We start from the raw sequence: 18,050 nt of genomic DNA, 5'->3' as shown, positions 1-18,050 counted from the left end.
GCAAATCCGTCAAGTGCATACTGCTGCCTCCGGGAACTGTACAATCACCCGGGTTCCTTTTCCATACTCCGATTCAATAATCAGCTTTGCCTGATGCAGGGTTGCAATACGTTGAACCAATGCAAGTCCCAGTCCGGCACCGCCGGTCTTTCTGGACCGGGATTTATCTACACGGACAAAAGGTTTAATTATCTCACTAATTTTATCCTTTGGTATGCCACAACCGTTATCTTCTACCATAAAGATTGGTGCAGAACCCTCCATATAAGCCCTAAGTATAACCATACCTCCACTGCCCGTAGCTTGTTGGCTATTATAGAGCAGATTTGTCAGCAGCATTTCCAGAAGGGTTTTATCTCCTTTTATCATTTTCAGCTGATTCTCTGTAATTAATTGAATTCCCTGTTCTTTAAATGATATAAAAAGGCTCTCCCTGACACTGTTCACAAGTTCATCTACTGAAAATTCCTCAGTTTCCACTGCATGCTCTCTGATAAAGGTCAGGTTCATCAGTTTTGTATACATTTCACGCATCCGCTTGGCGTCTTTATGAATACTTTGAGCGGCAAGGTATCTTTGCTCTTCTGTTGCATTTGCAGTCAGCAGAAATTCAGAATATCCCTGAATCGAGGTTAAGGGCGTATTCATTTCATGGGATAGGTCGTCAATGAACTCCTGCCGCTCTCTTGCACGGTTTTCTAATTCCCTGGTATGCTGTCCGATATTTTCGATCATCTGGTTAAAGGCTGCAGCAACCGGAGCAAATTCCTTGTCTGTTTCCTCAAGCCTTATACTGTAATTTCCCTCTGCTATAACAGCTGCGCTTCCCTGAAGCTTTTTAAAAGGTCTGGTTATGAAACGGGTATAGACATAGGAAAAAATACCAAGCAGCAGAGACAGGATAACAGACAGGTATAGGGTCAGCCGGATGCTCTGATTTCTGGACTCATATATTTCATTGATATTACGGCTGTAGAGTAATACTGTATTGCTTTTCTCTGACAACAGGTCGGATACCAGTATGTACTTCCCATCTTTGCCTGTTAATACTTGAACCATCTTATTATCCGGTTTGACAGATAATAAAGCTTCATACTGGGATGCTTTAAGGCTATTAAGCCGGTTATAAAGATATCCTTCCTTCTGGTAAAGCAGCAGCCCGATTCCCTTCTGCTCGTAATACTCTCCGTATCTGCTGATCAGAGCAGTCATTGCTTCTTTGGAGGACACTGCAAAATCTACATTACTCTCTAAGGAAATCCTGATTAATTCCAATTCATTTAAGGAACGTTCCTGTTCCCTGCTTAGATTGCTGTTATGATTCTTCCTTATAACAAAGTAGGTACTGATAAATAAACTGGATAGTGACAGTATAAGTATACTTAGAAAAATTTTCAGCCATAATTTCATTCTTTTGGAACCTCCAGTCTGTAACCCAGCTTGTAGACGGTCTTAATAACCTCCTCCCATTCGAGTTTCTTACGAAGTCTCTGAATGTGCATGTCCACTGTCCTGGTCTCACCAATATAATCATACCCCCAGGCAGCAGATAATAATTGCTCTCTGCTTAATGCAAGGTTCCGGTTCCTGACCAGCGCTTCCAATAAGGCATACTCCTGAGCAGTCAATTCAATTACCCTGTTATCTTTTAGTACCAGATGTTCTCTTAAGCGTATTTCAACGTCTTTGCAGTTGAATACCTCTTTTTCTTTCGGGTTCCTACGTAGCACTACGTCAATCCGTGCCAGTAATTCCAGGGTTTCGAAAGGTTTTATTATATAATCTTCGGCACCAAGCTTCAATCCTTTTACCCGGTCAGCAAGGGCACTCTTTGCTGTTAGAAAGATTACTGGAACCTGGGCCTCTTGAAATTGCCCCAGGAGAGCAAAGCCATCAGTTCCCGGAAGCATAACATCCAACAGACATAAATCAAAGGCGTTGCTGTTTAGCGCTACAATGGCTTCTTTCCCATCAGCCGCCCCAACCCAGGTATGCCCAACCATGATAAGATTCATTCCGATTAAATCCCTGATGCTATCTTCATCTTCTACAACAAGTATATGTCCCAAAATCTTTCCTCCGCCTCACGAACCTCTGAAAAAATGCATATAACTTTTAACCTGGCTCTATGTAAACTTCTATATTCTTATATCTTCTACGCAGTTCATTATAGCATAATAAATTGGATATTAACAACCTGCTTACTTTATTTTCCATCCAATCCACAGGCTTCGTCATCTGTATGCTTTCTATGTTCTCGCTCGGTATAATGTACTATTTTTCTGTACAACTTAATTTGCAGGTATCCTGTTTAATTGCAAGCCCGATAACATCATTTACATTTCTATTTTAACGTGTTAAACTATCAAAAGATAATCCTGCCACCCCTTACGGCACTGCCAGTTTCTATGTCTGTAAACAAACTAGCATAGACACTACAACTAGCATAGACAATGCAGTAGAGAAAGAGAAATACGAGGTAATTATGAACGACTTTTACATTGATCCTGTTATGTATACTTCTAGACCTGCTCCTGCCGGACGTTTAGAAAAAGAAATGAGGGTTTACGACCTGCTTGAGAAACTGGAGATTTCTTTTGTTCGGTTAGACCATGATATAACACCGACCATTGACGCCTGTAATGACATTGATCGTCTTTTAGATATAGAAATCTGTAAGAATTTATTTCTTTGCAATGCACAGAAAAATAAATTCTACCTCTTAATGATGCCAGGAAGCAAAAAATTCCATACCTCAGAATTGGGAAAGCAGATTAACAGTCCCAGATTGTCTTTTGCTCCCTCTTCCTATATGGAAGAATATTTAGATATTACTCCGGGTTCTGTCAGTGTATTAGGTCTGATGAATGATAAAAATAACCAGGTACAGCTCCTAATTGATGAGGATGTATTAAAAGACGAGTTTTTTGGCTGTCATCCCTGTATTAATACTACCAGTCTTAAGATCAAGACCAGAGACTTAACAGAGAAAATCCTGCCTCATATTCATCATTCCCTGACAGTGGTTACACTAACAGAGTAAGCCTTTTGAAGAATTGTATTAATATAGAACGATAGCTTTTATATTGCCAGAGTGAGTGCAAGGATGCTTCCTCTTCCCATTTGGGAAGGGGTTTTTATTTGTATCGCTTTATGCTTCTAAACTTGTCATATTGGCAATACAACCGTGGTATAATATGTAGATGAGAAGTGTTCTTATCATTAGAAAACGCAGAAAGCAGTGTTCCTATAAGTTGAAGCAATAATATATATAATTAACTTCTATACATACTAGGGCTTGTCTGAAAACTGCTTTGTGCCGGACTGGAGGTTCTAATTTACGGGAGGCAATTTGCGAAAAACAGCAAGACGCGATTTGGGAACGTAATGGTGTTAGGTACCCAAAATTGCAACGCAGAAAACTACAAAGTGGACCTTCGAAACTGTACAATGAGTTTTCAGCCCCCCTTGGAAAGACCGAAATTAAACTTATATAACTGTTAAAAGAATGGGAGAATATATGAAAATATTAGTTGATGCAGATGCCTGTCCGGTAAAGAATATAATCGTTAAAGTAGCCAAAAATTATCAGCTTCCGGTATTGATGGTTATTGATACCAGTCATATACTGGAATCCGATTATTGTGAAGTAATCCAGGTAAGTAAGGCTCCGGATGCTGTAGATATAGCCCTGATCAACCGTACAGAGGCTGGAGATATCGTTGTTACGCAGGATTATGGCGTAGCTTCCATGGCTTTGGGTAAAAAAGCCTATGCCATCAATCAGAACGGAAAATATTACACGGAAGAAAACATAGATTTAATGATGTTCGAACGCCATCTTGCCAAAAAACAAAGAAGAGCTGGTGGCCGCATCGGAACCATGAAAAAGCGTTCAAAAGAGGATGACCTCCATTTTGAAGCAGCCTTTTCCTGGCTATGCAACCAAGCTCTTCCTCCCATGCCTGATGTATCTTTTCCTTAAATTGAATCTATAGGTTAAACAAAGGATTACCTCTTCCAGGTAGGATTTCCACGAAAATAATACCTGGAAAAGGATGAAATAAGTCTTCTACTTATATTTCAGGTTTACGCTCTGCTTGTAGTTCTGTTAACTGCTCCCAGTGCAGCTGCAATGGCCGTACCAAGAACAAAGCAGGCAGCTGCCTCTACCAAACCGTTAACGCCTACAAAAGCTACCGCAAACAGAATTACATTTCCCGTTCCAAGAGTATCAGCGATCCCCTGAATAAAATCAGTACGGTAAAAGAATACCAGCAGCGTTGTCATAAATAACAGGGTATTTAATAAGGGGCCGGCCAAACTGGCAACAGGATACGCAATTGTTTTTGTTTTGCCTTTCTTTAATGCGGCAAATAAAAGCCCTGAGAGCCATCCCATTAGTATACGGGGGATAACACATACAATAAAGGTTCCTACAGGGTTGATACTAAGCAGCGCCGCACCAAAAGCGCTCAGTCCGAAACATTGCAGAAAACTCGTGATACCAAATACACCGCCAAGGAAGGCTCCTGCGGCAGGTCCAAGTACAATTGCTCCTACTGTTACAGGTATAACAATCAGTGCAATCTCAAGTCCTAAGGTTTTAATATATCCGATTGGCGTAAAAGCCATCAGCAGTACTATTGCTGTCAGCAATGCCAACTGTGTCAGTTTAAATGTATTTACTCCGTTTTTCTCTCTCATAAATCTTCCTCCGATTCTAATGCTTATTATGTGTCATTTTTAATTGAAATATGTTCCTTGCTGATTGTCCCAGTCCAGTGCATTTTAATTCATAAAGTATATTATAAATTAAAAAACGCTGTCTGCCAGCTTTCCTAATGGATTCTTATGGCATAACAGCGCTCACTATATAGGTGCTGTCTATGCCAGGGCATAACAGCAGAAACTAAATTCCACAGCATTAAAATTCGTTTAGTTCCCGCCGTAATATTCCGGTCAAGACTGATAGGTTTTCTGATACAATCAGCATAGGCAGCTTTCGGTTCCGTTCTTATCATACCGCCCCTTAATAAGGGTGCAATTGACATTCTCAGAAAGGAATGCAGGGAAATAGGTAAGGACCATTTTTCCATAATAAAACCTCCTTATGCTTTTGTCTTTTTTATTTTATTAGTTTTTGATAAAAATAGCAAGAAAAATATAATTCGTATGGTAAACAGAGGGTGAAGGTTAATTTCAGACGGACGATGACTGGCGGGATTGTTTTTCCGTTTTGTTGCGAGGAAACCCTTATTCCACTAAAACGGCAGGAAAAGTAACTGTACAGGTAAAACAGTGCCAAACTCGCTGTAACTGTTTGAACTGCGTTTATTTCCTGCGCTCAAACACTAGCACTGTTTTACCTGGTACTGCCTTGCATAAATATCGCTTAATATCAGTGCTTGATATTTTCGCTGAGGCAAGGCGAAGGAATGAAGCGTAGCGGCTCTTACGCTGATTGACGCCAACGCAGTATCAGCGGAAATAGCAGGTACTGAATTAAGTGATATTTATGCAAGGCAGTACTAGTTACTTTTCCTGCCGTTTAAGTGTCATAAGGAACTCCTCGAGACAAAACTCCAAAACAATCCCACCAGTCATCTGTGTATTTGCTTATCAGGGTTGCTTATTGAGAAGATGATTACCCTATTACCCTGCTTTAACGATGGCGGTTGATATCCTGTTATACTATTACATTAATCAGTTGATTAATGGTTAGATGATTTGCCTACTGTAAGCTGTACCCTTATACTTTTTTCATTGAGAAGATTAATTGTTACAACTGTTAAGTAGTTTTATTGCAGATATATGGGCAGTAATTCCTGTGTTTTGGCATCTGCCAGTCCTCTGGTGGTTAACTTAAGTCTTGGGATTACAGATAAGGATAAGAATGCAAGGGTCATGAAGGGGTCTATTCCTTCTTTTATTCCGAGTTTGTAGGTTTCTTCTTTTAGATTCTCAAGGATTTTATCCACCGCTTCAGCACTTTCTTCACTCATTAATCCACCAATGGGAAGGGGTAATTCACCGATTATCTTTCCTTCCTTAACGACTACCAGACCTCCGTTGATTTCTCTTATTCTGTTTGCCGCAAGACACATATCTTCCTCTGTGGCACCGGCTACGATTATATTATGGGCATCATGGGCAATACTGGAGGCTACGGCGCCTGTCTGTAATCCATATCCCTTCATTAAGGCAAGGCCAATATGCCCGGTCTCTTTGTGTCGTTCTATCATCGCCAGTTTGACAATATCCTCTTTTAGCTCTATTCCAGACTTAAAATCTGTATTGTTACTGCAAGGCAGGATTAGTTCCTTTGTTATCAGCTCGCCGGGAATCAGCTCCATAATTCTTTTCTGACTGCCGGTTTCATTAAAATAGAAATCTGAAGGTGTCAGTTCCTTTAGATGAAATGATTGAAAGATTCTCTCTTTATCAGATGAATGTAAATGTGTCTCCCTGTCCTTGTCTTTATTTACGTACGCTTTATCTTTCTGTAATTCGTTCTTTTTATACCCTTTAATATCAAAGGAGGTTTCTAGTATCTTCCCGTCTTTTGCTGTAAGTTTTCCATCCTTATATACCGAATCCACCGTAAAATGAACCAGGTCTTTAAGAATTACCAGATCCGCATAATACCCAGGTGCTATTGCTCCTCTGCCTGTGAGGCCAAAATACTGTGCAGGATGGAGCGTTACCATTTGAATTGCAGTTATAGGATTAGCTCCGTATTCTACTGCCTTACGGAGAAGGTAATCCAGATGCCCAAGATGCAGAAGCTCTCCCGGATGCCTGTCATCGGTTACCAGCATACATCGAGCTGCATAAGGTGCTTTCAGTAAATCTTTTAAGCTCTCCATATTTCTGGCTGCAGTGCCTTCCCTTATCATGATCCATTGGCCTCTTCTTAATTTCTCCAGTGCTTCTGCTTTGGTACTGCACTCATGATCGGAGGTTATTCCAGCAGTGCAATAAGCATTCACTTCTTTTCCTTTTATTCCTGGTGCATGACCATCTGCAATCTTTCCGGAAAGCTGTGTTAGAAGTATTTTTCTTAATAGCTCTTCTTCTCCCTGAATTACTCCCAGTGAGTTCATAACCTCTGCCAGTCCAAGAACATACTGCTCTCCCATAAATTCCACCAGATCTTCTGCCCTTATTACAGCTCCTGACTCCTCCAGCGGCGTTGCAGGTACACAGGAGGGCAGCATCACATATACATCAAGAGGAAGTCCTTCTGATTCTCTCAGCATAAATCGAAGTCCGGCTTTTCCGGCTACATTTACAATCTCATGTGGGTCGGTGATGACAGCGGTTGTTCCATGGGGCATAACCGCCTTGGCAAAGGCTTTCGGGGATAACATAGAGCTCTCTATATGAATGTGCCCGTCAATAAAACCCGGAGCAATAAATTTATTCTTACACTCTATAATTTCTATTTCTTTTGAGAATTTTTTCTCTATATCAGCATATTTTCCAACTCCGACAATCTTACCCTTATACACTGCAATATCGCCGAATTCCAATTCCCCAGTAAAGACATTGACGATTCCCGCATCTTTAAATATCGTATCCGGCCAAAGTTCCCCAACAGCTGCCTTGATTCGCTCCTGTTGCAGTGAAACTGTCTCCAGGAATTCCTTCGAGTCTAAATTGATGGTTTCTGTAACATAACCTGCTGCCATATTTATCGTCTCCTTCCGTTCTATCTTAGTCTGTATCGCTTCCATTAATTATGTTTCTTTTAAATTTTTAAATACTATATTACTCAGATTACTATGCAATTGTCAAATGAATTATTATAGTATGGGAATGAAAAATATAAAAGCAGTCAACTTCTCTCTATTATTTTGTATACAAGAAACTGGGATGAATTTCTGACATGTAGACTATAACCACTTATACTTAATTTTGGTTATCAGCTTTATAAAATTGTCTGCAACATACGATTTTTTCATCTGTAACCTGAAAGTTTTTATTACTTGTTTGAGGTACTTACTAATGTCATTTATTTTCATTTAAAGTGGTCACTATTATGTTGACAGCAAGTAATTTTATCGTATTTAATTCGTCTGGCGGCAGCTTTTCCTGTATATGATAGTGGCTTACCTGTTCTATTATACCATAGCCAAGCCGAACCTTCTCAAGCATATTATCTCTAGAGAAGCCTGCCGCTGCCAACAATTCATAAAATTTTAACAGCACCGTGTTTTCAAATTCATCAAATAAAGTTTGTATTTCACTTTCCAGGAGAGACAGGGCTAAAAATTCATTATGGGCTTCTTTATTCATGGTGTGTGACTTGATTGATATATTAATAAGCTCCTCTATTAAGGCCGTTAAATTATTTTTACTCACTGGTGCAGAGAGCAGAGGGTTTAGTTTCTCTGACAACAAAGAGATATAGTGCTTAATTACTTCTACGAGAATATGCTTTTTATCTTCAAAATAACTGTATACAATTCCTGTTGATACACCGGCAGCTTGTGCGATTTCCGCAGTATTTGTTTTATAGTACCCTTTATCACTAAACAACTTATAACTTGCTATTATTATTTTCTGTTTTTTCTCTATCGATCTTTTTTGCTTTGGTTCTCTGATTTTTTCATTATTTTGCATTAATTTCCACCTGCCTGTATTATTTTATCTATTATATTACAAACCTTCAGCCAATTCAATAAACATGAAAAATATTTCATATTTTATTGACACCAAATAGAAACAGCTATATACTAAATATGAAATATATTTCATATTTAGGAGGATTATTATGAACCATTCAAAGGTAAGTGTTCCAATGAAACACTATAAATATTATCTTATATTTATGCTTATTGCTTGCAGCGGTGCATTTATATGGCAGTTTGTACTTCCAGATATAGGCGGTCGTTTAACAAGTTGGGGAAATAGCAGAGGCTGGCAGCGGGAAATTGCTTTATGGAATATTGGTATTATCAGTGCGATTCTTGCAGCACTCATAAAACAGAACATAGAATATATGAAAATTTTGACCTTTCAGTTGACCGTACTCTGTTGGGTATTAGGTACAAACCATCTCATTTCATTACTACAGAATTTTTCATTTAAGTATATTATTCACATTGCAGGTATTTTTGAAGTTATGCTGTTGGGAGGCATTTGGGGGACAGTTCTATTATTTAAATTTTATAAAAAGAAGTTAAAAATTAAATTATCTGCGTAAACAATGGACTTTTACAATTTATTGCCACTATATTGTTATATTAACGGAATGAATAATTCATTAAATAAGACAGTAAGAAAGAATCTCCTTCTTTCATACTGTCTTATTAATTATATTATTTATTTAACAAAGAAATTCCTGCGAAAAAATCCCTCGAAGATAGCGTTCCGGTTCCTTCATAAAAGTGCCAAAACTGACATTAAAATCACCATACCACATATGTTCCATTTCATAATAAGAAACGCATTTCTTTTTTGAGTTCCACAGCAGACAGATATCCGGATAGTTTTCCACTTTTCTGGTAAGTAATATCCCTTTTCTTCCTTCAAAATTTACTGCTGCCAAATCTCTGAGAGGCAGGAATTCAAGATATTCTATGCCTAATTTCTCTGGCATAGAAACCTTCAAATCACCTTTTTCCAAAAACTCCTGCAGTTCCCTTGGAATCTTTTTTAGAAGCTTTTCATCGGGACCGTCTTTATTTGGTTCATATTCTCTTAATAGTTGTGCATTTTTAATTTTTCCTTGTTTTAAAGCTATTAGATATGGTCTCATCCCTGATTTATTTTGGATGCTTGGATCAGCACCATGGTCAATTAGTAATTTAAGCATTTTAATATCACTATAACAGGCGGCATGGCACAATGGAGTGTTTCCCACTGGGTTCCAATTTGTTTTTTTATTATAATTTATATCTATCCCATAATTTATTAATAGTTCAACTATCGGATAATGACTGCGATAAATTTCTGTGTAAAAGGCAGCTTGAGCAAATGGCCGTATTGGTAATCCCAGTTCTATAGCAAGAGGAATATACTCCGTTCTTTTTTCCTGTATTATAAAATCGTATGCATTTAATATTCTACTATAGACTTGAACTTTTGCACCTCTTTTTACTACATAACGTATTACCTCCTCGTCTGCATACCTCATTGCATAAATAAATGCATGATCAGGATCCGCTTCCAACATAGCTCCATGTTCTACTAAAAATATTACAGACTCTTTTTTATTATGTTGGATTGCAAGCATTAGCGGTAATGTATATTTTCCCTGCATAGCATATCTTACCAATGGGTCATTCACATTCCATCCGTTGTCATACTCTCTCTGTAGTTTACTAATATCTCCGTTTATAATATCTTCTGTCAGGTCATATTGCCATAAGTCTTCAATTTTCTTCATAACATCTCCTTAATGCACCATCAATTACTGTGTTTTTTATACTTTAACAGAATGTACCATTTATTATAGTTTAAGGAGTCTAAAATGGTGCACCATTACTTAATACATGAAGGAAAGCCCTTATTTCATTTAATGCTCTTACAACATTAGTCCATTTATCACTGGTACTGCCTACATAATATGCATTAATAATATAGGAATTCACCAAATTGTAGTATAGACTGGTATGTAAATGTGAATGTACACCTGATTTAATAGGTATTAAATTATAGGTACTATTAACATCAATATTAACATCACTCCTTCTTAAGATGTCTCTTGCTGGCGCTGCTTCAGCTGCTCTTTCAGCAACAATATGATGAACCTGATACTGTGAACTAAATGATGGTGCAACCGTATATTCCCGTAACTTACTAGCAACGTAGAGTGAAACTCCGTTAGCTGAGCTAACAATTCCTTGTATAACTGCAGCCGTTATACTACTACCAATACTTATTAAGCCATTTGCTAATTGAGATATATAAGGTGCATAATATTCTTCCCACAATCTCATAAAGTTGGCAGCAACAAAAAATGCCAGCAATAAGGCAAATCCTACGAAAACAAGACCTATAATAAAATAAGTTGCATCCTCACCAGTATAATCCACATAGTTTATTGGATTATTATCACAATAAGCAAAAGCATTGAAAGATGCCAGTTTTCTGTCTGCATTAATGAATCTGCCAGTTTCACTGTCATAATATCTGCTTTGTAAATAATAAAATCCGCTTTCATCGTCATAATAGTATGTTCGATACCTAAACTTATTTATATTTCCAAGCTCTTTATCACCCGAAATATCAATTACATTCCCCCAGTCATCATAGGTGTATTCTACCAGAATATCACCATTGCTTCCATAAATATTTACTACATCATTTTGAATATTTTTACCATAATAATAAACCTTCCCTTTATATTCAAACCCGATTGCAAGATTATTTGAATCATAGGAATACCATATTGTATTGCCGCTTGTCTCTTCTGCTATTATTTTCGTTCCATCTAAGAGATAATTTGTCTGTATCCCGTTTATTTCCTTCTTTATTCTGATTCCATCATAATTATAGGAATATTCTGCCTCAATCCCCGGCTTACTTAGTTTCGAAAGTTCACGTCCATTATCCCAAGTAAGATTCATATTTCCTAAATAGTGCGTAGGATTTCCAATAGCATCATACAAGATTTTCTCGTTATTATAGGCTGTTAATAGGTCTTTCCAGTTAGTATCATTGGAATAAATTACTATTTCCTATGTTTATAATCAACATTTACCAGATATCTGTAAACAATTGCAAAAAAAGAGTGAGAAATGTTCCAATTCTACATTCTCACTCTTTTATAAATCATAAACTAATTGTTATTCAATAAATTAACCTAAAGTCACAGTAACCTCATGTACCTTACCATCTCCGACATAAGGAATTACATTGGAAGCTACCTCTTTTCCATCTAATACCAGCTTCTCCACACCTGTGGATACATGCTTGGGATTATTAATGGTAATCTTATATTCATCGCCTCTGAATTTTCTGGTAACCTGATAGGTATCCCAGCTTGTAGGAATTGCAGGATCGATTAAGATTCCATCATAATCAGGTTTAACGCCTAAGATGAATTGGGTTATTGCAACAAAGTTCCAGGAGGCGGTACCGGTTAACCAGGAATTCTTAGCTTCACCGAAACGCTTTGCATCTTTACCTGCAACCATCTGTGAATAAACATAAGGCTCCATGCGGTGGATCTCACTGTATTCTTCTGTGTAAGCGGGTGCAATTCTTGTATAGTAATCAAAGGCTTTATCTCCTCTTCCAACAACTGCCTCGGCACACATGATCCATGCATTGTTATGGCAGAAGATACCGGCATTTTCTTTATAGCCGGCAGGGTAAGTGGAAATCTCGCCGTACTCTACATAATATTTTGTAAAGGCAGGATTGTTAAGAACAAGACCGTATTTGGTTCCCAGTCTTTCTTCTACGGAATCCAGTGCTTTGATGGCTTTGCCATCTTTCAGACCAAGACCGCCCATAATACAAACACCCTGAGACTCGATAAAGATTTTTCCTTCTTCACACTCATTGCTTCCGACTTTTCTTCCATAGTCATCATAAGCTCTTAAGAACCACTCGCCATCATAGCCATGTTCCATAACAACCTCTTCCATCTTCTCAACTTCCTGGATAGCTCGGCTGCTTTCTGCATCATTTCCGACCTTCTTCATAAGTTCTGCATATTCTTTTCCGATATACACGAACATACCTGCAATCATAACGGATTCAGCAACTCTTCCGTCCTTACTTGTGGAAGTCTGGAAGGATTCACCGGGCTCCATGGAGAAGCAGTTTAAGTTCAGACAGTCATTCCAGTCTGCTCTTCCGATAAGAGGCAGTCCGTGAGGTCCTAAATTATTGATAACATGGTCAAAGGATCTCTTTAAGTGATCTGCTAAAGGCTCGGCTTTGCTCTCATCATTGTCATAAGGAGTGGAAACGTCTAAGATACTATAATCTCCGGTTTCCTTTACATATGCAACAACTGCAAGGATAAGCCAGAGAGGATCGTCATTAAAGTTACCGCCGATCTCGTCGTTACCTCTCTTGGTTAAAGGCTGGTACTGGTGATAAGCACCGCCATCCTCAAGCTGCGTGGAAGCAAGATCAATTATACGCTCTCTTGCCCTGTCAGGAATCTGGTGCAGGAAACCTAATAAATCCTGATTAGAGTCACGGAAGCCCATTCCTCTGCCAATTCCGGATTCAAAATAGGAAGCACTTCTTGAAAGGTTAAAGGTAACCATACACTGATACTGGTTCCAGATATTAACCATACGGTTTAATTTATCTTCTCCTGATACAAGGGTGTATCTGGACAGCAAGTCCTCCCAGTGAGCATTTAATTTTTTCAATGCTTCATCTGCTTTTGCTGCTGTCTGGAATTCTTCTATCATTTTTCTGGCTTTTGTCTTATTGATTACATTCTTAGACTCCCATTTGTCTTCCTGTGCATTTTCCACATAACCCAGGATAAATACATACTCCTTGGATTCGCCGGGCTTAAGGGTTATATCCAGGCTGTGGGAAGCGATAGGTGACCAGCCATCTGCTACGGAATTCGTAGATTTGCCTTCAAATACAGCATCCGGGTTATGGAAGCCGTTATAGGTTCCAAGGAAGCTCTCTCTGTCTGAGTCAAAGCCTGTAACAGGTGCATTTACTGAGAAGAACGCATAATGATTACGTCTTTCCTTATACTCTGTTTTATGATAAATAACGGAGCCGTCTACTTCTACCTCTCCGGTATTTAAGTTTCTCTGATAATTTGTCTGGTCATCCTGTGCATTCCACAAACACCATTCAACGAAAGAGAATAGAGTAACCTTTTTCTCGGTAGTTCCGGTATTCTTTACAACAACCTTATGAACTTCTCCATTGAAATCGATGGGTACGAAGAAAGTGATCTCTGTCTCTACCTTATTTCTCTCACCGGTTATTTTGGTATATCCCATACCATGACGGCACTCATAACGGTCCAGTTCTTTCTTAACTGGTGCGTATCCGGGAGACCATACGTCTTTGTCATCATAGATATAATAATAGCGTCCGCCGCCTAAATCCAAAGGAACGTTGTTATAGCGGTAACGTGTGATTCTTCTTAATTTTGCATCTTTATAGAAGCTGTAACCGCCTCCTGTGTTGGATATAAGTGAAAAGAAATCCTGTGAACCCAAGTAGTTAATCCAAGGATAAGGGGTTGCCGGAGTAGTGATAACGTACTCTTTTTTGGCATCATCAAAATAACCGTACTGCATACTGTACTCTCCTTTACATTAATAACATCAACATGACTTACTAAACTTTCGTAATTATATACTTTCGATATATCAAGGCTTTTTTCCCTTGCAATAACAGCTTCGGAGACATTTGATACATCTGGTGTGCATGATAGTATTAACGATTAGTTTTACTGTCATTATAGCCTATGAAAACAATCATTGCAACAGTTTAAAAAGATAAAAATTTATTTTTATCTTACTTTCAGTTACGAAATTTTCGTAAGTCTTGGATTTTTATCTTTCTTCATACTGGCTGGGATTTATAGTTTTGTTTACCGTCCCAGCTGTCTTTTTGTCTGCTAAAGGGTTAAATATCAGGTAATACTATCTTTTTTATTATCCCAAATGTATTATTTTTTCACTAATATTTTAGAATTAATTTCTTTTTTTTCCTAGTCAAATGTGTTAAACTACCCATAGTAAAAAATACTGTGACTTTTCTATGGGCAGAATTGACTATATCAATATTTATGTAATACTACATGATTGTCACAGAATACAGACTTTAATGGAGAGAAAAGCCATGATAAGTGAAGATAAATTAAAAGATTCAGCACTGGATGATAATGCATCCATTTATGCGCCAAGAGATGAAAAAAGCGAGAAAGAAAAATTTAAGGAAATGAATTTTCAGGAGAAGGTCTCTTATTATAAGAGCTATTACCTTTCCAAGACCATTATAGGCCTTATCATTCTCGGTTTTGCGGCCTATTTCATTTATACGATAGTTTCACCGAAGCCAGTCACCGTGCTGAATGCAGCGATTTTAAACTATCCCTTTTCCGATGAAGCCATTGATAAGATGACCAGTGATATGGAGAACAGGCTTATAGGCGATAACGATATGGAAGAAGTATTTATTGATGCTTCTTATTATCTGGGCTCCGGTAATGATGTTTCGGAATACACTATGGGTGCTCAGCAAAAGCTTACCACTTATATAGCTGCCGGTGATATCGATGTTATCATAGCACCTGAATCCGCTTTTCAGTCTTATGCAACGGCAGGCTTTTTCAGTAAACTGACGGATCTGCTGCCTACAGAAATGATTACCGCTCTTTCTGATTCCGTTTTTGAATCAAGTACCTCGGATAATCCGGTATCCGGTGCCTATGGCATCTATCTGGACAATGCAGAATTATTCAAAGGAGCCTCCAGTGCCGCTGACCGACCGGTATTCGGTATTGTAGTCAACTCTAAAAATCAGGATAACAGTGTGGATTATCTGAAATATCTCCTTGATTATAAAGAATGATAATGAAGGCTTGATATACTGGGTATGACAGGCTCCAGGAACCCTCTACCTTTAAAAGCTTTAATATAAATACTGGAAGTCTGTTTTCCAGCTATTTGAAACAGAGCCCTTTAAAAATTGCCGATTTTGCTGACAGAAACCGTGTGATATACGGTTAATGCAAGCAGAATCGGCAATTTTTATTTCGGCTATTTCGCTGTAATGTATTCTTTGGCAGTAAGCAGTTCCGCTATTAATACGGCTCCGCCGGCTGCACCTCTTAATGTGTTATGTGAAAGTCCTACGAATTTATAATCAAATACGCTGTCTTCTCTAAGGCGACCGATGGAAACACCCATTCCTCCCTCATAATCTCTGTCAAGTTTGGTCTGAGGACGATTGTCTTCCTCTAAATACTGAATAAACTGTTTAGGCGCCATAGGAAGCTCTAATTCCTGTGGAAGACCCTTAAATTCCTTCCAGACCTTTAAGATTTCTTCCTTGGAGGGCTTCTTCTCAAAGTTAACAAAAATTGCTGCAGTATGTCCGTCTGATACCGGAACTCTGATACATTGAGTGGTAATTAAAGGTCCCTGTGCTTTTTCAAGCTTACCCTCAACAACCTTACCAAATATCTTCAGGGGCTCCTGCTCGCTCTTTTCTTCTTCACCACCAATGTAGGGAATAACATTATCTATCATTTCAGGCCATTCATCAAAGTTCTTCCCGGCACCTGATATGGCCTGGTAGGTGGTTGCTACCACTAACTTAGGACCATATTCCTTTAAAGCGAATAATGCAGGGGTATAGCTCTGAATAGAACAGTTCGGTTTTACAACGATAAAACCTTTCTTCGTTCCAAGTCTTTCTCTCTGAAAAGGAATCAGTTCCAAATGTTCAGGATTAAGTTCCGGAACCACCATGGGAACATCAGGGGTCCATCTATGAGCGCTGTTATTGGATACTACAGGAGTTTCAGTTTTTGCATAAGCTTCTTCTATGGCCTTAATCTCTTCTTTGGTCATATCAACTGCACTAAAGACAAAATCAACCTGGCTGCTTACTTCTTCCACCTGATTCACGTCTTTCACAATAATATGTTTAACTGCCTCCGGCATGGGGGTACTCATCTTCCATCTGCTTCCTACTGCTTCCTCATAAGTCTTACCTGCACTTCTGGGGCTGGCTGCGATAACAGCTACTTCAAACCAGGGGTGATTTTCCAAAAGGGAAACGAAACGCTGGCCTACCATTCCGGTACCACCAAGGATACCAACTCTTAATTTACTCATACAAACCTCTTTCCGGCTCTCCACTTAACCTTATGTCGCTTGTGAATTCACCTAATCTGCCTAATACATATTTATGCGGCAGATGTGGAAGTGTGTGTTCGTGCTACGCGGACATCTGTCGCTCTAATAAATATATTACTATTAGAGTCTATAAAAATCAACTATTTTCTACTAAATATTCATTTATTGTTTAATTTGTAGAATCTTAACCTACTTTTACCCAGGTCATTGTTACTTATTATCCATCATTTCAACAGATGACTGATAGGCTAAAAGCAGTTCCTCCAGCTGAGGATACGTATCTATCAGGTTGACATTCTGTCTGAATCTGGCTGCCATGGGATATCCGGTGGTATACCAGGCAACATGCTTACGCATCTCACGGATACCAACATACTCTCCCTTATACATGACCTCAAGTTTTGCGTGGCGCAACATCATATCCACAGCTTCTCTTATAGTAGGTTTTAGAGGGGCAGCATTATTCCTCATTGCTTCCTTTATATGCATAAATATCCATGGATTACCTTGGGCTCCTCTGGCAATCATAACACCATCACATCCGGTTTCCTTCTGAATCCTTACCGCATCTTCATAAGTACCCACATCCCCGTTTCCGATAACCGGTATGGAGACTGCTTCCTTTACCTGCCTTATAATTTCCCAGTCGGCTTTGCCGCTGTAGTACTGTTCTCTGGTCCTTCCGTGAACAGCAATAGCTGCCGCACCGTTTGCTTCTGCAATCCTGGCAACCTCCACAGCATTTACTTCTGCCTCATTAAAACCTCTGCGTATTTTAATAGTCAAAGGTTTTGAGATGGCCTTGGATACAGCAGAAACAATCTCTCCGATAAGTTTCGGTTCCTTCATAAGTGCTGAACCTTCACCATTGTTTACTACCTTTGGTACCGGGCAGCCCATATTGATATCCAGAATATCAAAGTTCCTGTGTTCGATCTTTTTAGCGGTTTCGCTTAAGATAACCGGATCCCTGCCAAAAAGCTGTAAAGACACAGGTCTTTCCTCCTCTTTAACCAATAGGAGTTCCTCTGTATTTTTATTATTATATTGTATACCTTTTGCACTGACCATCTCTGTATAGATTAAGTCCGCTCCCTGTTCCTTACATAACAGACGAAAGGGTAAATCCGTCACTCCGGCCATTGGCCCCAGTACCAGATTCCCCTCTGTTTTGATCTTGCCTATCTGCAAAATGAATTCCTCTTTCTAATAAGACTACATAAGTTTAAG

General features: G+C 38.8%; 15 protein-coding genes. 4 read left to right on the top strand and 11 right to left on the bottom strand.

Annotated elements, in window-relative coordinates:
* Positions 1-9 precede the first annotated feature (9 nt).
* A complete protein-coding gene (locus BR73_RS0104835; RefSeq protein WP_033164606.1) occupies positions 10-1,410 on the bottom strand; it encodes a HAMP domain-containing sensor histidine kinase in 1,401 nt (466 codons plus the stop codon).
* Entirely contained in the window at positions 1,407-2,069 is a 663-nt protein-coding gene (locus BR73_RS0104830; protein WP_033164605.1) for a response regulator transcription factor, read from the bottom strand. The genes BR73_RS0104835 and BR73_RS0104830 overlap by 4 nt, the downstream gene beginning before the upstream one ends.
* A gap of 416 nt (positions 2,070-2,485) precedes the next feature.
* Between BR73_RS0104830 and BR73_RS0104825 the strand changes: the two genes are divergently transcribed.
* Both BR73_RS0104825 and BR73_RS0104820 read left to right on the top strand, forming a co-directional pair.
* Positions 2,486-3,043 carry a prolyl-tRNA synthetase associated domain-containing protein gene (locus BR73_RS0104825; protein WP_033164604.1) on the top strand — a complete coding sequence of 186 codons (558 nt, stop codon included), beginning with the start codon at positions 2,486-2,488 and terminating at the stop codon, positions 3,041-3,043.
* Positions 3,044-3,520: 477 nt separating this feature from the next.
* Entirely contained in the window at positions 3,521-3,985 is a 465-nt protein-coding gene (locus tag BR73_RS0104820) for a YaiI/YqxD family protein (protein WP_033164603.1), read from the top strand.
* A 104-nt stretch (positions 3,986-4,089) separates the two neighbouring features.
* On the opposite strand, the gene BR73_RS0104815 is transcribed toward BR73_RS0104820, so the two are convergent.
* The 4 genes from BR73_RS0104815 to BR73_RS0104800 all read right to left on the bottom strand — a co-directional run bounded on the left by BR73_RS0104815 (position 4,090) and on the right by BR73_RS0104800 (position 8,628).
* Complete coding sequence (locus tag BR73_RS0104815; RefSeq protein ID WP_033164602.1) at positions 4,090-4,707, bottom strand: ECF transporter S component; 618 nt, start codon at positions 4,705-4,707, stop codon at positions 4,090-4,092.
* Positions 4,708-4,841: 134 nt separating this feature from the next.
* A complete protein-coding gene (locus BR73_RS0104810; protein WP_033164601.1) occupies positions 4,842-5,099 on the bottom strand; it encodes a hypothetical protein in 258 nt (85 codons plus the stop codon).
* Between the two features lie 702 nt (positions 5,100-5,801).
* A complete protein-coding gene (gene ade / locus BR73_RS0104805; RefSeq protein ID WP_242860622.1) occupies positions 5,802-7,694 on the bottom strand; it encodes an adenine deaminase in 1,893 nt (630 codons plus the stop codon).
* Positions 7,695-8,013: 319 nt separating this feature from the next.
* Positions 8,014-8,628: a TetR/AcrR family transcriptional regulator gene (locus BR73_RS0104800; RefSeq protein ID WP_051684971.1), complete on the bottom strand. Its 615-nt coding sequence runs from the start codon at positions 8,626-8,628 to the stop codon at positions 8,014-8,016.
* A 151-nt stretch (positions 8,629-8,779) separates the two neighbouring features.
* Here BR73_RS0104800 and BR73_RS0104795 point away from each other — a divergent pair, with 151 nt between their 5' ends.
* A complete protein-coding gene (locus BR73_RS0104795) occupies positions 8,780-9,211 on the top strand; it encodes a hypothetical protein (protein ID WP_033164600.1) in 432 nt (143 codons plus the stop codon).
* Positions 9,212-9,334: 123 nt separating this feature from the next.
* On the opposite strand, the gene BR73_RS0104790 is transcribed toward BR73_RS0104795, so the two are convergent.
* The 3 genes from BR73_RS0104790 to BR73_RS0104780 all read right to left on the bottom strand — a co-directional run bounded on the left by BR73_RS0104790 (position 9,335) and on the right by BR73_RS0104780 (position 14,249).
* On the bottom strand, positions 9,335-10,270 hold the full coding sequence (locus BR73_RS0104790; RefSeq protein ID WP_197032617.1) for an ankyrin repeat domain-containing protein: 936 nt from the start codon (positions 10,268-10,270) through the stop codon (positions 9,335-9,337).
* A 205-nt stretch (positions 10,271-10,475) separates the two neighbouring features.
* Positions 10,476-11,621, bottom strand: a complete 1,146-nt coding sequence (locus BR73_RS27120; RefSeq protein WP_051684970.1) for an RHS repeat-associated core domain-containing protein — start codon at positions 11,619-11,621, stop codon at positions 10,476-10,478.
* 189 nt (positions 11,622-11,810) lie between these two features.
* Positions 11,811-14,249, bottom strand: coding sequence for a glycosyl transferase (locus tag BR73_RS0104780; RefSeq protein WP_033164598.1), 2,439 nt, complete (start codon positions 14,247-14,249; stop codon positions 11,811-11,813).
* 547 nt (positions 14,250-14,796) lie between these two features.
* On the opposite strand from BR73_RS0104780, the gene BR73_RS0104775 reads away from it, so the two are divergent.
* Positions 14,797-15,528: a hypothetical protein gene (locus BR73_RS0104775; protein WP_033164597.1), complete on the top strand. Its 732-nt coding sequence runs from the start codon at positions 14,797-14,799 to the stop codon at positions 15,526-15,528.
* A gap of 188 nt (positions 15,529-15,716) precedes the next feature.
* Here the strand turns inward: BR73_RS0104775 and asd are convergent, their stop codons facing one another.
* Both asd and dusB read right to left on the bottom strand, forming a co-directional pair.
* Positions 15,717-16,799, bottom strand: coding sequence for an aspartate-semialdehyde dehydrogenase (gene asd / locus BR73_RS0104770; RefSeq protein ID WP_033164596.1), 1,083 nt, complete (start codon positions 16,797-16,799; stop codon positions 15,717-15,719).
* Positions 16,800-17,030: 231 nt separating this feature from the next.
* Positions 17,031-18,011, bottom strand: a complete 981-nt coding sequence (dusB, locus tag BR73_RS0104765) for a tRNA dihydrouridine synthase DusB (RefSeq protein ID WP_278248524.1) — start codon at positions 18,009-18,011, stop codon at positions 17,031-17,033.
* Positions 18,012-18,050: the final 39 nt, after the last annotated feature.

Origin of the sequence: Clostridium sp. KNHs205 (assembly GCF_000702945.1) — a bacterium.
Lineage (GTDB): Bacteria > Bacillota > Clostridia > Lachnospirales > Lachnospiraceae > Anaerocolumna.
This window is presented reverse-complemented; position numbering and strand designations above follow the sequence as displayed.